This window comes from Modicisalibacter ilicicola DSM 19980 (assembly GCF_900128925.1).
GTDB lineage: Bacteria > Pseudomonadota > Gammaproteobacteria > Pseudomonadales > Halomonadaceae > Modicisalibacter > Modicisalibacter ilicicola.
In genome coordinates, this window is the sequence record NZ_FQUJ01000010.1 from 100623 (window position 1) to 118501 (window position 17879).

Genomic DNA, 17879 nt, shown 5'->3' on the forward strand with positions numbered 1-17879 from the left:
GCGTGAGAAGAGCAGCGGATATGCGTGATCACCACGGAAAATTGACCGGCAGCCGATTGTTCGAACGCCTGGCCATGCCCGAGCGTGATGCGCCGATGGACCACGACGGACCGACCTTTGCCATCCTGGATTCCATCAAGCGCCATCTCGTCGATCTGCTCAACAGCCACCCGGGGCACAGCGAGAGTGCCCCGGAGCTGGGACTGCTCGATTTCAACGATGCCACCGCCGGCGTGCTCGATCTGGAGCTCAACATCCGGCACGCCATCCGGCGGTGCATCGAACGCTTCGAGCCCCGTATCAGCCAGGTGGCGGTCGAATCGCAGCCCCATGACGGCGATCCCCTGCAGTTGCGCTTCCAGGTCCAGGCCGAGCTTGCGCTGGGCCGAGAGAGTACCAGAACCACCATCGACCTGCTGTTGAACGACAAACGCTATCAGTGCCTTGACTGAAGGGGTGTTGCCTTGCCGTATCCGAATACGAGGCCCGAATGCTGAACCGCTACTTCCGGGCAGAGCTCAATTTCCTCAAACGCCAGGGGCGGGAGTTTGCCGAGGGCAATCCGGGCCTGAGCCGTTTCCTGTCGGAGCACGGCAGCGACCCGGACGTCGAGCGCCTGCTCGAGGGCTTCGCCTTTCTGACCGGTCGACTGCGCGAGAAGGTCGAGGACGAATTCCCCGAGCTCACCCACTCGCTGATCACCATGCTCTGGCCCAACTACCTGCGCCCGGTTCCCAGCATGACCGTGGTACAGTTCACGCCCAAGTGGAACACCCTGAGCGTCGCGCAGACCATCCCCCGCGGCACCTCCCTTGGCAGCAAGACGGTGGATGGCACCACCTGCTGCTTTCGTACCTGTCACACCGTAACGGCGCATCCGCTGGCCCATGCCGGTGTCGATGCACAGCACTCGCGGGAATCCTCCATCGTCGAGCTTGCCTTGACCGTGCACAGCGACCAAGCCCTCGACACGCTGGGCATCGACGATCTGCGCCTGCATCTGGGCGGGGACGACTACACGGCGCGCACCCTGTACCTATGGCTCAACCATTACCTGGCCGGCATCGAACTCGAGATCGACGGCCATCGCGAACGACTTCCTGGAGAGAGCCTGCGCCCGGTCGGTTTCGCCGAGAACGAGAGTCTGCTGCCCTATCCGCGCAACACCTACCAGGGCTATCGCATTCTTCAGGAATACCTGTGCTTCCCGCAGGCGTTCCTGTTCTTCGACATCGTCGCGCTGGGGAGTCGATTGCCCTCCCGCCCCGGCAGTCGCCTCACCCTGCGCTTCGTCTTCACCCGCACCTTGCCCGTGGATGCCCGTGTCCATGACGAGCATCTGGCATTGCACTGCACGCCGGCGATCAACCTGTTCGAGCACGATGCCGACCCCATCGATCTCGATGGCAAGCGCAGCGAATATCGTTTGCGGCCAAGCAGTCGTCATCCTGCACACTTCGAGGTATTCAGCGTCGACCACGTATCAGGCTGGCTGGAGAGCGAGCCCGGAAAGATACGCGGCGAACCGCGCCACTACGTGCCTTTCGAGAGTTTTCAGCACCAGATCGAACGCGACCGCGGACGCAATGCACTGTATTACCGCGTGCGTGTGCACGACAGCCTGCGCAACGACGGTTTCGACCACGACATCGCTTTCGTGCGCGGCGACGAACGGGCCTGCCTGGGCCTGCGTGAAACCATTTCTCTGAGACTGACCTGCTCCAATCGCGAGCTACCCGAACGCCTGAGCGTCGGTGATATCTGTGTACCGGGTGAAGACAGCCCGACCTTTGCCGACTTTCGCAATATCCTGCGACCGACACCCGCGCTGCGACCGACACTGGATGGCAGCCTGCTGTGGACGTTGATCTCCAACCTGTCGCTGAACTATCTGTCACTGCTCGACCGAGACGCCTTGTGTTCCGTATTGCGTGCCTACGACTTCCGGGCCCTGATGGATCGTCAGGCCGAGCGGGTCTCGCGGTTGCGCCTCGAGGGCATCCTGGCCATCGAGACGCAACCCATCGACCGCCTTCAGCGCGGGCTCCCGGTGCGTGGGCTGCGCTCATTCGTCACCCTCGACCAGGAGGCCTTCGGCGACGAAGGCAGTCTTTATCTATTCGGCAGTGTGCTGGCCCGCTTCTTTTCGTTGTACGCCAGCATCAATTCATTTCACGAGCTGCAAATCGTCAATCAACACAATCGCGAGCGCTATACATGGACCTCTCAGCCGGGCCAACAGCCCCTGATATAGCGCTCGCCCCTCTGATCAAGGGAGCGCGACGCTACGACTTCTTCCAGTTGGTGGATTTGATCCACCGACATCATGACGACGACATCGAACGCGGCGATGTCGCCCTCGACCGGCGCATTCGTTTCCGAGCCTCGGCCTCCCTGGGCTTTCCCGGTAGCGACGTGACGGCGCTGAAGGCCGTGCGCTCAGGTGCCTACGAGATGGAAGTCAGTTTCCTTGGCCTGCAAGGCGCGCAATCGCCATTACCCGGCTACTACCTGGAGACCCTGGCCCATGAGGCAGCCCACGGCGAAGGCAACGGTGGCGACTTTCTCGATTTCTTCAACCATCGCCTGCTCAACCTGCTATACCGGAGCTGGCGCAAGTATCGCCATTACATACGTCACCAGGATGGCGCTCGCGACGGCTTTTCCGCCAGCGTCTTCGCCCTCGTCGGTCTCGGCGACGCAGACCTGCGCGGCGAGACCGCGATCGACTGGAGCAAGATGCTGGCCTACGCCGGCCTGCTCGCCGGGCGTTCACGCTCGCCCCAGATCGTGGCAGGCATCATCGGGCACTGCTTCGACCTGTCGGAAGTCACCATCGAAGAATGGGTAAAGCGCTGGGTCGCCATTCCCCAGGATCAGCGCAGCAGCACAGGGCTGAGCAACATGATGCTGGGCAGCAATGTCGTCGCTGGCGAACACGTGGCCGATATCGGCGGCAAGTTCGCACTGTGTCTCGGCGGACTCACCCTGACACGCTTTCGTGACTTCCTGCCGGATGGTTGCGAGCACGCGCCGCTGCGCACCTTGGTCGATTTCGTTCTGCGCGAGCCACTGGCCTACGACCTGGAACTCGAACTACTGCCCAGCGAGATGCGCCCCTTGCGCCTGGGGGACGCCGACAGCTGCCAGCTCGGCTGGACCACCTTCGTCGCTCCCGGCGACACCCCGCGAAGGCAGCGGGTTCGCATTCAAATGACACGTTGATTCACAGGAACGCACATGCAGGGCACTCCCCCTCTGTATCACGCCATCACGCTGGTGGTGACCAACAGCGAACGCCTCGATGGCCGCTCGATGAGCAGTCACGTCTTCCATGCCGAAGGGGGCTTTATCGGCAGTGGTCGCGAAGACCACTGGCTGCTGCAGGATCGCCATGGCCAGATCCTCCCGGCGCATGCCGAAATCAGGCTGTTCGACGAGCGCTTCTGCCTGATCGATTGCAGCGGACAGACCTTCGTCAATCACGCCACTCTGCCCATCGGACAGAATCGTCAGGTCGCCCTGCGAGACGGCGACGAGCTGCTCATCGGCGACTACCGGTTGCGTGTGCACTATGGCGACCGACAGGCGGTGCAGCCCGGCTCCCAGCCTCTCGACACCTTGATCACCGAAGAGAACGAAATGCCCGAAGGTGCCGAACTGCCGGCCATGGAGATCGGGAAGCATCGGCACGACGACCCCCTGGATGCCCTGGACGACACCACGACCCATATCGTTTGCCGAGACCCCCTCGACGCACTCGCTCCGAGCGATGCTTCCACCAACGACGGCAATGCCCGGGCAGCGCTCGCCACCCGTTTTACGTCGAGCGCCATCCAGGGCGTCGGTGACGATCTTCGAGATCGGAGCCAGACCGCGATGCGCTTGCCGACAATCAGACGACACGAGGAACCCCCGATGGATGAAACAATTCTCAACGACCTGGAACGCTCCGTGGGCGAACAGCTGGAAGAACGCTGGCAGGACCCCACCACGACCGGGGCCAGCGTCACCAACCATGTCGGCACCGCACCACTACTGCGCGCCCTCGGCGGCAAACTCAGTTTCCGCGACAGCGAAGAACAGCACGCCTTCCTGGAAGAGGCGGGCCACACCCTGCGTGCCACCATCGAGGGTCTGCTGAGCCTGCACCGGGAGCAGGACAACAATCGCTACCCGTTGCGCGATCGCCATCTGCAGCCCATCGAGGACAACCCCCTGCGCCTTGATCAGGATTACGACGAGACGCTCAACACCCTGTTTTCGGCCCGGCGTAGCCCGGTTCATCTATCGGCCCCGGCAGCGATCGGCGAATGCCTCGAACACCAGCGCCAGCATCAGACAGCCATCGAGGAGGCCATTGGCCAGGCGCTTTCATCGATCCTCGAAGCCTTTTCTCCCGATGCCCTGCTCAAGCGTTTTCACGCCTATCGCCGTAGTCAGCGAATCCAGCAGGACGAGAGCGGTTGGGCTTGGGACATGTATTGCCACTACTACCAGGAGCTCGACTCGGGGCGCCAGCGCGGCTTCGAGAAACTGTTCTGGGAAGTCTTCGAGCAGGCTTACGACAGCTCCGTGCGGCGCCAGCAGCGGGAGAACGCGTGATGCGCCTCCTCGTTCCATTGGCGCTGATACTACTGTTGAACGGGTGCAGCGCGCCCTTCCAGGCCATCGGCAAATCCGCCCAGGTCATCTGGGATCCTTCGCTTCCCGTCGGCCATCCCGAGAATCGCCCCAGCCGGGTCGATCTTTCGATGGTCGCCGAGCGTGACGTCAACCCCAACTACCGAGGAATCGGCACGCCCTTGATGTTCCAGATCCTTCAACTCAAGGACGACTCGATGCTGATGGCTGCCGACTTCCCGGAATTGAAACGCGATCTCGAGGAGACCCTGGGAACCAACTACCTGGTTCACGATGACTTCACCCTGTTGCCCGGGCAATTCAAGTTCTATGCGCCGTTCGAGATCGATGAGGACACGCGCTACATGGGTGTCATCGCGCTTTATGCCGACCCGAACAGGGCGCAGTGGAAGAAGGTCGTGCGCGTCGACGCGACTGGAAACGACTATCACCTGCTCGTGCATCTTCGTGAGCACGAGGTGGAACTGAGGAAGGAAAATTGATGGCCGCTGGCAATCGCGTCGTATGGAACGAAGGGCTGTTCATCAAGCCCCAGCACTTTCAGCAGCAGCAGCGTAGTCTCGAGACGCTGATCGATATTCGCCTGAAGGGGGCCAGTGGCCAACCTCATGGTTTCCTGTCACTCGAACTCAACACCGAGTTCCTGAGTTTCGGACGCATCGCGCTGACTCGAGCCAGTGGCGTGATGCCGGACGGTACCGCCTTTCGTCTTCCCGAGGACGATGCCGAGCCGGCGCCTCTGGAGATCGAGGACTCCGCACTGACCAACCAGATCGTCTATCTGGGAGTGCCATTGGCCACCGATGCCGTGGGCGAAGTGAGTTGGCCCGAAGACCAGTTGCCTTCACGCTATCGGCTGGCCACGCGAGGAATACGTGACTTGCACTCCCGGGAGGGGGGCATCACCGAGCTCGATGTCGCTCGGGTAACGCCGCGTCTCTTGCTCGAGCGCGACGACCGCAGCGCCTACGCCTGCCTTGCGGTGACACGCATCATCGAGCGCCGCCCGGATGGCAGCCTGATCCTTGACGACCAATTCGTGCCGACGCTGCTCAACGTGGCGGCATCTCCCTTCCTGCAGCGTTTCATCGGCGAGATGACCGGCCTGATGCGCGAACGGGCACGCAATATCGCCCAACGCCTGGCGACACCCCATCAATCCGGCGTGGCCGACGTCTCGGACTTCATGCTGCTGCAGCTGCTCAATCGTGCGAATCCACGTTTCCAGCATCTTTCTCGCCTGGGGAGGCTGCATCCCGAACGCCTGTATGAGGCGATGCTCGAGATCGGTTGCGAACTCATTACCTTCACCGACGAATCGCGACTGCCGCCGGACTTCCCGGCCTATGACCACGATCAACCGGGACGCGCCTTCAAATCGCTGATGCAGAGCCTGCGCCAGTCGCTTTCGACGGTGCTCGAACCCCGTGCCCTGGCCATACAGCTACAGTCGCGCCGCTATGGACTGATGGTCGCGCCGCTGTCCGATAGCGAATTGCTCGACGATGCAGACTTCATTCTTGCGGTACATGCCGACATGCCCCCGGACACACTGCGCAAGCAGTTCGTTCAACAGACCAAGGTTGCCAGCGTCGAGCGCATCCGCGATCTCATAAGCCTGCAGTTGCCGGGCATACCGCTTATCCAATTGCCGGTGGCACCTCGCCAACTGCCCTATCACGCCGGTTACACCTACTTCCAGCTCGATCGTCAAAGCCAGGCCTGGAGCATGCTCGAGGGCGCCAGCGGTTTCGCCTTCCATGTGGCCGGTGAATTCCCGGGGCTGGAAATGCAGTTCTGGGCGATCAGGAGTTGATCATGCAAGACGTCGTGACACGCCACGAAGATCACATAGACGCAACCGGCCTGAACGGGCTGATCCATAGCGACGTCGAGCAACTCGATGCCGATGAGGATTACTGGTTCCACCTGCGTGGTCACAACCTCAATCCGCTGGTCGATGCGGCGAGTTCGTTGCTCGGCATGGTGCTGCGCGTGCGCAAGCTTGCCAGTCTCGAGGATATCGAACGGCTCTATCACCAGGTCGTCACCGAAATTGCCTCGATCGAGGTCGAGCTCGCCGAACGAGGTTATGACCGCGCCACGCTGCTGGCCTATCGCTACGTCCTCTGTTCCTTCATCGACGAAGCGGTGATGGGTACGACCTGGGGTCAACAGAGCAAATGGGCGGAGCACTCGTTGCTGACCCGTTTTCACAACGAGACCTGGGGCGGCGAGAAGGTCTTCTCGATACTCGCCCGCCTGCAGCAGGAGCCCCAGCGCTACCCCCACATGCTGGCCTTCATCTATTTATGCCTGTGCCTGGGCTTCGAGGGACGCTATCGGGTCATGCCCCAGGGCCGCACGGAATACGAGCTGATCGTGCGCACCCTTGGCGAACAGCTCTCGGCCCAGGGAGATGCCACCAACAGCGCTCTGACTCAGCCACTGGAAAACGTCATTCCCGCCCATCGTCGCCGTCGCGAGGGTTTGCCCCTGTGGGGCGTTTTCGCCCTGTTCGCGACATTCGCAACGCTCGCGTATGGCGTGCTGGCCTGGTCGCTGGATCAGAAAGCCGATGCCGTGATCGCCATTCTCGACCGAATACTTTAGGAGAAACTAATGTATAGGGTAGAGCTCTCTGCGCTCATCGGCAGACTCAACGCCATCGCTCGCCAGGGTCTGGAGCAGGCCACGGCCCATTGCGCGGAACAGCGGGCACCGGAAGTGAGTGTCGGGCATCTGCTGCTGGCGTTGCTCGACCAGCCGCTCTGCGACGTGCGCCACCTACTCGAGCATCAGGCCATCGAGACGTCGGAACTGCGCGCCTCGCTGAGCGACGAGACCGCTCCACCCCGGGGTCTCATGGTCGCCACCCCAAGTTTCTCGCCGCTGCTCATCGAGCTGCTGCAGGATGCCTGGCTGCTCGCCTCCACCGAACTCGAGCATACTCAGCTGCGCAGCGGCGCCATCTTCGTCACCTTGCTGCACAATGCCTCCCGCTATTTGGGGCCGCGCAGCAGCGAACTTCTCACCCCGCTCAATCGCGAAAGCCTGCGCCGCGACTTCTCGCGGCTGACCGCGGAGTCCACCGAAGCGCCCCGCCTCCAGGAGCACGAAGATTCCTGGCAGCCGGGTCCTGGCGTTTCAATACCGCCTCCGGACAGCGACAGCGCCCTGGCACGCTTCACCACCTCGCTGACCGAACAGGCGCGCCACGACAAGCTCGATCCAGTCCTGTGCCGCGACCCGGAGATCGACCAGATGCTCGACATCCTAGGCCGCCGGCGCAAGAACAACCCGATCGTCATCGGAGACGCCGGCGTCGGCAAGAGCGCGGTGGTCGAGGGGCTGGCGAACCGCATCGTGGCCGGCGACGTGCCACCCGCGCTGGCCGAGGTCGAGCTTCTGGCGCTGGATCTCGGTGCCTTGCAAGCCGGTGCCTCGGTGAAGGGCGAATTCGAAAAGCGCCTCAAGGCGGTGATCGACGAAGTGCGTAATGCGCCCCGCCAGATCCTGCTGTTCATCGACGAAGCGCATACCCTGATCGGCGCCGGCAACCAGGAAGGAGGAGCGGATGCCGCCAACCTGCTCAAGCCGGCCCTGGCTCGGGGCGAACTGCGTACCATCACCGCCACCACCTGGCGCGAATACAAGAAGTATTTCGAGAAGGACCCGGCACTATCCCGGCGTTTCCAGCCGGTTTCCCTGGCCGAGCCCAGCCCCGAGCAGGCGCTGATCATCCTGCGGGGTCTGCGCGACGTCTATGAGCGCGCGCACGGCGTGCTGATCGGCGAAAGCGGTCTGCGCGCCGCGGCCCAGCTGTCGGCCCGCTACCTGGCGGGACGCCAGCTTCCCGACAAGGCCATCGACGTGCTGGACACCGCCTGCGCGCGGCTGTCCCAGGCCCTGGACGCTCCGCCACGCCGCTTGAGTCATTTGCGCAGCGAACACCTTGCCGCGCGCCGCGAACGCGAACAACTCAATCGTGAAGTCCTGTTGGGTCGCGCCCCGGATACGCAGCGCAGCGACGAGCTCGATACTCGCCTGGCACGTATCACCGACGAGCTCGCCACCCTGGAAGCCGCCTGGCATACCCAGCGCGAGTGCGTTGACGCCACCCTGGTATTGCACGCCCAATTGCTCGGCAGCCACGCAGAATCGCAAGACGTGCAACTAGCGTCGGCTACCAATGATCCCTGCGGCGATACTGCCCCCGACGCCGACCACCATCGTCTGCATGCCGAACTGCTCGAACGCGAGGCCGAACTCAAGACACTGCAGCACGAACATGCCTTGCTCGATGCCAGTGTCGAGGAGGCCCAGATCGCCCAGGTCATCGGCGACTGGACCGGGGTTCCCGTGGAGCGCTTGACCAGCGACGAACTGACCCGACTGACCGAGCTACCCCAACATCTCGGTCGTCTGGTGCAGGGCCAGGACACCGCCATCGCTCGCCTGCATCGCCATCTGCTCACCGCCCGCGCGGACCTGCGTCGCCCGGGGCGCCCCCTGGGCGCCTTCCTGCTGGTCGGCCCGAGCGGGGTGGGCAAGACCGAGACCGTGGTGCAGATCGCCGAGCGTCTTTACGGGGGGCGGCAATTTCTCACCACCATCAACATGTCCGAGTACCAGGAAAAACACACGGTCTCTCGGCTGATCGGGTCTCCGCCGGGTTATGTCGGCTTCGGCGAGGGCGGCTTGTTGACTGAAGCGATTCGCCAGCGCCCCTACTCCATCGTACTGCTCGACGAGGTCGAAAAGGCCCACCCGGACGTGCTCAACCTGTTCTATCAGGCCTTCGACAAGGGTGAACTGGCCGATGGCGAGGGGCGCTTGATCGACTGCAAGAACGTGGTGTTCTTCCTGACCTCGAACCTCGGCTTCGAAACCATCGTCGCCCATGCCGATTCCCCCGGGTCCCTGGACGATGCGCTCTATCCCGAGCTTGCCGGCTTCTTCAAGCCGGCGCTGCTGGCGCGCATGGAAGTCGTGCCCTATTTTCCGCTCTCCGCGGATACGCTGACCTCGATCGTCGAAGCCAAGCTCACCGCCCTCGCCTCACGCATTCGCCAGCGCCATCGCGACGCCGAGGTGCGACTTGGAGAGGGCTTGGCCGAAGCCATCCGTGCTCGAGCCATCCGCAGCGAAAACGGGGCCCGCATGCTCGAATCGGTCATCGACGGTGAGCTGCTGCCACCGGTCTCTCGGGCCCTGCTCGAACGTCTCTCCCGGGGCGAACCGGTCACTCGCGTCACCTTGGGCGTCGACGACGAGCGCGCGGGTTTCGTGGCCTGCGTGGAATAAGCCGATGAGCCTGGACAGAATGACGATCGCTCTCGACATGCTGGCATGCCCAAACACTGCCAGCTTGCGCGAGCGCGGTCGTGCGGCGTTGTGCGAGACCCACGATCTGGTCTGGAGCCATTGCCTGGCGCTCGATGCCAGCGGTCGCTGGCTGGTTCAGGACGATAGCGAGATACGCCTTGCCTGCGATGACTTTCGTCATCCTTATGCTCACGCCATCCGTCGCGGCACCCCCTTGACCCTGAAACTCGGCGAGGCTCGCTCGCGGCTCGACCATCCGGACTTCCAGGCTCAGGTCGCGAGGCTGTCAAGCGATCTGCTCTTGGAGATCCGACCGCTGAGAGCCCTGGATGGTGCCCGAGAATGGCTCGGCGTACTGGCGTTTGCCGCCAGTACCGTCGCACTCGATGCCCTGCTCGATGATCCCGGCTTTTCCGTCTTCGAAAGGCTGTTGTGTCAGCTCTGGGCTCGACACCATCGCCAGCTCGACGAGCATCGTCAGCGCAGCCAGCTGCGCGACTCCTTGACCAAACTCAACGCTGGCGCTCGTCGCCAGGCCCTGAGCCGTCGGCTGGCTGAGACCATCCTGGGCGAAACCCCGGCCATCCAGACCCTGCGCGAGCAGATCGTGCGCGCCGCCGAAACCTCCCTGGCCGTGCTGATTCAGGGTGAAACCGGCAGCGGCAAGGATCTGGTGGCCCGAGCCCTGCACCGTCTCTCGGCTCGCGCAAATGGCCCTTTCGTGGCACTCAATTGTGCGGCGATCCCCGAAACGCTACTCGAATCCGAGCTATTCGGACACGCCAAGGGCGCCTTTTCCGGCGCCGACCAGGCCCGAAACGGCCTGCTCGGCGAGACCGATGGCGGCACCCTGTTCCTCGACGAAATCGGGGATATGCCACAGTCGTTGCAGGCCAAACTGCTGCGCGTGCTGGAAAGCGGTCGCTATCGCCCATTGGGGGAAAGCGAGGAGCGGCGTGCCGATCTGCGCCTGGTCGCCGCCACTCATCAACCGCTACGCGAGCACATTCGTGACGGTCGCTTTCGCGCCGACCTGTTCTATCGCCTGAGCCAATTTCCCTTGGTATTGCCTCCCCTGCGAGAGCGCCGCGACGACATCGCCTTGCTCGCCAAGACGTTCATCGATGAGTTCTGCCGACGCGAGAGACGCGCCGAACTGGGCATCACCCCGGCGGCATTGCGCCTGCTTCGCGAGCGCGACTACCCGGGCAATATCCGCGAACTCAAGAACCTCATCGACTATGCCTGCGCCATGACCCCCGCCGGGGAAGACGTGGGCCCCCGGTCCCTGCTGATCGTTGCCGAGGAAAGGGCAGCGCCGGCGCAGGACATCGCCCCGCCTGGCACGACCGACAATGCGATTTCGGACTTGCGCCAGGCGCTGCGCGACTACGAGGCCCGCCTGATTCGTGAACGTCTTGACCGCTTCGATGGCAATCGCACCCTGGCCGCCCAGAGCCTGGGCGTTCCCAAGCGCACCCTGGCACACAAGTGCCAACTGCTGGAATTGGACCCCTGATGATCCCGACCTTTCTTCGTCCCAGGGCCCTGGTACTGATGCTGATGGTGCTGTCGAGCCCCGCATCGAATGCCGACGACCCTAACGAGCTGGCTACCGGCTGTGCCGGCCTGCAATCACGGCTGGAACGTCTCCAATGCTACGACGCCCTGTTTCGCCCGGCTTCGAGCACCGTTTCAGGCGGCGACCCCCGACCGGCGCTGTGGCATGCGATCAACGTCCTCGAACAGGGGCGTGGCGACGACTTCAGCCTGCGTGTCGCCCAACCCGACAACGGCGACGTGCTGATGAGCGCCCCGGCCCTGGGCGCCATGCATCCGCGTCCCCGACTGGTCATCAGCTGTGAAAACGACATCACCCATTTTCAGATCCATGTCGACGAACCGCTCGGGGAGGGTCGCGTTCGACTGCGGCTCAAGACCCCAAGCATCGATATCGAGCGCCCCTGGCGCATCCGCGACGAGGGGTATGTGGTGAGCGGCGGTCGAGGCCTGCCCGCCATCGACACCCTGCAGCGCCTGCTCGATGCCAATACCCTGACGCTCGGCAGCAATGTCGATGCCCTCGATGGGCTGCGTTTCGATCTGACCGGGCTGCGCGCACGCATCGAGCCGCTGCGCAACGCTTGCCGCTGGTAGGAGATGGCCATGACACGCATCACTACACAAGCGCAGCTCGCTCCTCTGCTTGCCCCTCTACCCGCCTCCTCGTCAGGCGACACGGAGGGCGCACCGGAGATCGGTCATCGTGTCGATGGCGAGGCCGATTACGCCTGGCTCGACGAGGAGATGATGAAGATAGGATCGCTGCGCCATGGCAGCGTCGACTGGCTGCAGGCGGAAAGCCGCGCCATGCGCCTGCTCAGCGAGAAAGGCAAGGACCTCAAGGTGCTCGGCCACTTACTGCACTGCCTGCAACAGGATGGCGACCCTCTCCGCTTCGCCTTGTCCCTGCAATTGCTTGTCGGGGTGCTGGGCAGCTGGTGGCACGCGGCCTGGCCCTTTCATAGTGAGCGCGCCCGCCATCGGCTGTTCATCCAATTCACCCAGCGCAGCGCACGCCTTGCAGCAGCCCTGGATTTCTGCGGCACCCCGACCGAGCATCGGCTTTGCGAGGAGGCCTGCCTAGCCCTGATCGACGCTGCGCAAGCCCGGGAGTTGCCGACAGAAAATCTTGACGAACTCAAGCGCACCCTCGAAGGCGCGAGGCAGTCCGAGCCGGCATCTGCCCAAGGCACGGCGGCGACTGAACGAGGTAGGGATAAAAGTCGCCATACCGGAACCTCTCATGACGACCCTGCCCCCTCGCGGGCGCCAGAAGGTCGCCTGGAAAGCAGCAACGAGCGGGGTAACCGCCAGGCACTGCTCAAGATGGCCGATTTTATCAACGAGCAATCCCCCGGCGAACCGCTGGGCTATCGCCTGCGCCGCCATGCCCTGTGGCATGCCATTCATGCCCTGCCCGGCACCCGGGACGGCGAACGCACGGAGCTTGTTCCGGTCTCGGCGGACCGCATCGCCAATTATCGCGACGCCCTGGCCCGTAATGCCGATTCGGCGCTATGGCGGCGCATCGAGGCGAGCCTGGCGGTCAGCCCCTATTGGCTCGAAGGCCATCGGCTGAGTGCCGAAGTCGCCAACGCCCTGGGGCATGCCGATTGTGCGACGGCAATTCGCGAGGAAGTCGTGCGTTTCGTCGAACGTCTGCCCGGTCTCGAAGCGCTGACCTTCAATGACGGCACCCCTTTCATCGACGACGCCACCCGGGAGTGGCTCGATAGGGCGCCCACCGGCTCAGGTCCGCGAAATTACCATGGCAGCGGCGACCCCTGGCAAATCGGCTTGGCAGAAGCGCACGACCGTCTTGCCGAGGAAGGACTGCAAGCGGCCCTCGGGGTGCTCGATCGAGGTCTCGCCGAGGCACGCTGGCCCAGGGATCGCGCCTACTGGCGACTGGCCAGCGCCGAGCTGCTCGAGGCAGCAGGACTCGACGCCCTGGCTCGACAACATTACCAGGCGCTGCAACACGCCCTGGCGGATATCGATCTGGCGCGCTGGGAGCCGGCCTTGGTGGCCCATCTCGACAAGTCGCTGAAGAACTGACAATAGCAAGGTACAGGGGAAAGACAACGATGTGGTCACGAGTCAAGAGCGGGTTGCGCCGCTTGGTGCCCGGGCTGGCGAAGGCAGACAGTCAAGCCGACCAGGTGAAGATGCAAGGCAATCGTACTCAATCGCTTCGCCAGGACGCCCGGCGTCTCTCGGTGATCCCATGGCTGCTGCTGGCAGGGATCGCCCTGGCGGCCATCTGGTGGCTGGGGCCATTGTGGGTGGTAGGTGAATCGCGGCCGCTGGTTCCATGGCACAATCGACTGCTGGCCAGCCTGGCCCTGGGCGTCATCGTCAGCGTGGTCTGGGGTGTGCGACTATCGCGTCGCTTGCAAGAGTTCCGCGATGCCGATGAGCACAAGGAGCTGCTGCAGCATGACCCGGTTCGAGGCGATGTCGAGCGGCAGGAAACCTCGCTCAATGCCACGTTGGCGGAACTCACCGCGAGTCTCGGTGGCGGCAGAAAGGCACGTTACAAGCTGCCCTGGTATCTGGTCATGGGCGTCGAGAATGCCGGCAAGACCAGCCTGATCAACCGTTCCGGCCAGAATTTCTCGCTGACCCACGTGCTGAAAGTCTCCGGCCAGGGCAAGCGCAACCGCCACGGCTTCGACTGGTGGATAGGCGATAAAGCAGTACTCATCGACCCGGATGGCGAACTGCTTACCCAAAAGGCCCTGACGGGTGGTGAACCCGCCGAGCCCGAGAGCCGTCTTTGGGATCACTTCATCACCTGGCTGGAGCGTGAACGCACTCGCCGCCCCCTGGACGGTATCGTTCTGGTGCTCGATCTGGCGAACCTGAGCCATGCCAAGGTTGGCGTGAGGAAGGCTTACGCCGCCCTGATGCGGGCACGCATGCGTGAGCTGATGGAACGACTGTCGACGCGCCTGCCGGTCTACGTCACCTTCAGCAAGATGGACCTGTTGCACGGCTTCGACGATTTCTTCCGCCACTATTCCCGTGACGAGCGCCGTGCCCCGCTCGGCTTTACCTTCAGTGCCGCGTCGCTGGATCAGCCGGAACGTTGGGAAGAGGAGTTCGCCACCGCCTACGACGGCATGCTCGAACGCCTCAACGCTCGTCTGCCGGCTCTGCTCGCGGAGTGCCGCGACGGCGAGGAGCGCCAATCCGTATTCCGTTTCGTGCGCCAGTTGGCCGGCTTGCGTGACGTGCTGCTCGGTTTCCTCCAGGAAGCCTTGGCCAGCGATCGCTTCTCCACTGCCGCCATGGTGCGTGGCACCTATTTCACCTCGGTCTACCAGCAGGGCGTGCCGGAAGACCCCTTCGTCGATGCGGCGGCGCGACGCTATGGCATGGCCGATAGCGTGCAGTCCGCCCATCGGGCGGCACGTTCAGCCCTGTTCTTCAGCGAAGAGCTGTTCGACAAGATCATCTATCCCGAAGCCGGGCTTGCGGGCGACAACGCCAGGGCCTCACGCCGTCGCCATCGCCTACACAGGGCCAGCGTGATGGCCTGCCTGTTCGGCGGCGCAGTGCTGGTCGGTGGCTGGAGTCACTTCTACCAGAAGAATGCCCTGGCCCTGGCAGCGGTGGAAGAAAAGGCGCACGACTTCACCACGAGCCGTCCTGCCGAATTGCAATCCGGGGCCCACACGGGCCACGTGCTGCTCGACACCCTAGACCGCCTGCGCGGTGCCACCCTGGAATTCGGCGATTTTCGGGCACATATGCCCGTAATTGCCGACATGGGGCTCTACCAGGGCAACAGGGTCGGTCGCGAGGTCGAGGGCGCCTACCTGGCGACCCTCGAGTATCGTTTCCTGCCGGCCCTGATGATCGACATCATGGACGAAATGAACCGCGCCCAGCCCAACAGCAACGAGAAACTCGCCTTGCTGCGCGTATTGCGCATGCTCTCCGACGCCAGCGGTCGCCAGCCCGAGCGCGTGCACGAGGTCATGGCCAACCGCTGGCGGCAGGAATTCCCCCACCAGGGAAGCGTGCAGCAACGCCTGCTGGCACACCTCGACTATGCCATGGCCTATACCGACCTGGAGGGGGACGCGAACGCAGGACAACCCGGCGCCATCACCGCCATGACGCCACTGCGAGGCAGTATCGAAGCCGCCCAGCGCGAACTTGCCCAAATCCCCATGGCAGAGCGCGTCTATCGTGCCCTGGCCGCAGGCAGTACCCAACGCAGCGCTGCCAGCCTCGATCTTCGCCAGGGAATCGGTCCCGCCTGGAGCACCGTGTTCCGGGCCCGCAACGACGACCCTCGAAACGTGCTCATCCCTGGCCTGGCGACTCGGGACGGGTTCGAACACTACTTTCTTCCCAAGCTCGACCAGGCTACCGAACTGGCGTTGATCGATCTTTGGGTACTGGGCCGCCGCGAGAACATCGATTTCAGCGACGCCGACAAGCGTCATCTGAGGGACGCCCTGCGCGAACTCTATGTCAGCGACTACAGCATCACCTGGCGTGAGGCCCTGGCCCAGGTAGAACTGGTGCCTTTTCAGGACATCGACCAGGCCGTGGTGGTCATGGACAGCCTGCTAGGCGCCAGCCGCCCGCTGGATCGTCTGCTTGGCGAGGTGGCCCGCAATACCGAGCTCTATCCGCAGTTGCCGATCGACGACGATACCGCGCGTCAGGCATTGGAGCGTTCGCTCCGCTATCAGTTGGCTGGTGAAATCGACAGGTCTTTCAGTGACCTCAACCACCTGATGACCGCCCAGAACGACAATCCTGCCGACATCGTCGAGATCAAGCGCGTCATCGCCGATCTGCGCGACTATCTACGCCAGGTGCAAGGCGCCAACGATCCCGGTCGGACCGCCTTCGTCATCGCCCGCGACCGTTTGGTGCTTGGTGGCGAGGACCCCATAGGTGCTCTCGGGCGCATCGCCAAGGAAACGCCCGCGCCGGTGGATCGCATGCTTGCCGAGCTGGCGGATCAGAGCTGGCAGCTGTTACTGAACGACGCCCTACGCCATCTCGAGCGCCAGTGGCTCGACGATGTCGTCGCCCCCTACGAGCAACGTCTCGCCGGCCGTTATCCGCTGGCTCCCGATGCTCGCCGCGATGTCGCTCTGGAGGACTTCGAGCGCTTCTTTGGCCCGAAAGGCATCCTGATCAGCTTCTATCAGGACAACCTGCGCCCCTTCCTGGAAGGCGCCTCGGAACAGCTCCGCGACAACAACGGCAACCCGCTCCTGCGTGACAGCGTGCTCGCCTCTCTCGAACGTGCCAAACGCATTCGTGAGGCCTACTTCGACACCGATGGCCTGCTCGATGTCGAGTTCAGCCTCGAGCCTGTCAATCTCACACCGGACAAGCGGCGCAGCGTGATCAGTGTCGACGGCCAGCTGATCGAGTATCTGCACGGCCCGCGCAGCAACGTGCCGATGATCTGGCCCAACAGCCTGCGCCACCTCAATGAGAGCCGGGTGACCCTGGTACCCAGCCAGATCAATCGCTCGCCCCGCAGCCTGCGCCGTCAAGGGGCCTGGGCCTGGTTCCGCCTCCTCGACGAGGCAGATATCACCGGGGCCAGCGAGCATGAACTGGAACTGCGCTTCAACGTCGACGGCGGCACCATGCATTACCGACTGCATTCCGATCGCTCCCCCAACCCGTTCACCCGGCCGTTGACGGCGGGCTTCAGCCTGCCCACCGCGCTCTATGGCCAAGGAGGCGTCAACGATGCTGACGAGACTTGAGCGCTTGTTGCGACGCCAGAACGGCAAACGTGCAGCCGGCCCCCTTCAACCCGCCGACCCGTCATTCGGACTGAACTTGCTGGAAAACGCCCATGGCGACGACATCGAGATCTTTCTCGTCGCCGCGCGACATGCTGCCGCGCTTGGTCAGGCCCCCTGGATACTTCGCGATCGAGCGCATCTCGACACCCTCGGGCGGGCACTCGCTTTCACCCTTCAGTACGGCCTCTGGCTACAGCGAAACGACATGGGTGTCGAGCACTGGCAAGGGCAGTTGCTTGCCTTGCGCCCTTCCGGCGCGCCGCCCATTGGACTGGTACTGGCTTGCCGGCCGGACGACGAGGCCGCTTGGCAGTTGCGCTTTTTCTGCATCGACACCCCCTGGCTGGGCAAGGGCTACGGCGCTCGCCTGTTGCGTGCCGCCCGTCGTAGCTTGAGCGGCGTCCCTCTGCATGCCCGCCTGCCCTTGTGCTGTGTTGCGGCAGTCAAGAGCCTGGAAGCCGCCGGTTTCCAGCGCATGCATGTCGATGCCACCGATATCGCCAGCTTCGAAGCCCCCGCCGAGTGGGATTGATCGATCATGAACGACCG

Annotated in this window: 13 protein-coding genes; all 13 read left to right on the forward strand. The window is 63.5% G+C overall.

Translation table 11 applies throughout. From position 1 onward, the window contains the following. The first annotated feature begins 20 nt into the window (after positions 1-20). The 13 genes from tssE to BUA41_RS12260 are packed head-to-tail and all read left to right on the forward strand — an operon-like array spanning position 21 to position 17862. Entirely contained in the window at positions 21-452 is a 432-nt protein-coding gene (tssE, locus tag BUA41_RS12200) for a type VI secretion system baseplate subunit TssE (RefSeq protein WP_072823225.1), read from the forward strand. A 38-nt stretch (positions 453-490) separates the two neighbouring features. Further along, positions 491-2254, forward strand: coding sequence for a type VI secretion system baseplate subunit TssF (tssF, locus tag BUA41_RS12205; RefSeq protein WP_072823227.1), 1764 nt, complete (start codon positions 491-493; stop codon positions 2252-2254). After that, on the forward strand, positions 2218-3225 hold the full coding sequence (gene tssG, locus BUA41_RS12210) for a type VI secretion system baseplate subunit TssG (protein ID WP_072823351.1): 1008 nt from the start codon (positions 2218-2220) through the stop codon (positions 3223-3225). The genes tssF and tssG overlap by 37 nt, the downstream gene beginning before the upstream one ends. A 15-nt stretch (positions 3226-3240) precedes the next feature. Then, on the forward strand, positions 3241-4605 hold the full coding sequence (tagH, locus tag BUA41_RS12215; RefSeq protein WP_084671509.1) for a type VI secretion system-associated FHA domain protein TagH: 1365 nt from the start codon (positions 3241-3243) through the stop codon (positions 4603-4605). After that, positions 4605-5126, forward strand: a complete 522-nt coding sequence (gene tssJ / locus BUA41_RS12220) for a type VI secretion system lipoprotein TssJ (protein ID WP_072823229.1) — start codon at positions 4605-4607, stop codon at positions 5124-5126. The genes tagH and tssJ overlap by 1 nt, the downstream gene beginning before the upstream one ends. Then, complete coding sequence (tssK, locus tag BUA41_RS12225; RefSeq protein ID WP_072823231.1) at positions 5126-6460, forward strand: type VI secretion system baseplate subunit TssK; 1335 nt, start codon at positions 5126-5128, stop codon at positions 6458-6460. The genes tssJ and tssK overlap by 1 nt, the downstream gene beginning before the upstream one ends. Positions 6461-6462: 2 nt before the next feature. Further along, positions 6463-7257, forward strand: a complete 795-nt coding sequence (icmH, locus tag BUA41_RS12230; protein ID WP_084671512.1) for a type IVB secretion system protein IcmH/DotU — start codon at positions 6463-6465, stop codon at positions 7255-7257. A 9-nt stretch (positions 7258-7266) separates the two neighbouring features. Then, positions 7267-9951: a type VI secretion system ATPase TssH gene (gene tssH, locus BUA41_RS12235; RefSeq protein ID WP_072823233.1), complete on the forward strand. Its 2685-nt coding sequence runs from the start codon at positions 7267-7269 to the stop codon at positions 9949-9951. A 4-nt stretch (positions 9952-9955) separates the two neighbouring features. Then, positions 9956-11491: a sigma-54 interaction domain-containing protein gene (locus tag BUA41_RS12240; RefSeq protein ID WP_072823235.1), complete on the forward strand. Its 1536-nt coding sequence runs from the start codon at positions 9956-9958 to the stop codon at positions 11489-11491. Then, complete coding sequence (gene vasI / locus BUA41_RS12245) at positions 11491-12129, forward strand: type VI secretion system-associated protein VasI (RefSeq protein WP_084671514.1); 639 nt, start codon at positions 11491-11493, stop codon at positions 12127-12129. The genes BUA41_RS12240 and vasI overlap by 1 nt, the downstream gene beginning before the upstream one ends. Positions 12130-12138: 9 nt before the next feature. Beyond that, a complete protein-coding gene (gene tssA / locus BUA41_RS12250; protein WP_072823237.1) occupies positions 12139-13593 on the forward strand; it encodes a type VI secretion system protein TssA in 1455 nt (484 codons plus the stop codon). 29 nt (positions 13594-13622) lie between these two features. Further along, entirely contained in the window at positions 13623-17288 is a 3666-nt protein-coding gene (gene tssM, locus BUA41_RS12255) for a type VI secretion system membrane subunit TssM (protein ID WP_072823239.1), read from the forward strand. After that, entirely contained in the window at positions 17272-17862 is a 591-nt protein-coding gene (locus BUA41_RS12260; RefSeq protein ID WP_072823241.1) for a GNAT family N-acetyltransferase, read from the forward strand. Before tssM ends, BUA41_RS12260 begins: the two co-directional genes overlap by 17 nt. The last annotated feature ends 17 nt before the right edge of the window (positions 17863-17879 follow it).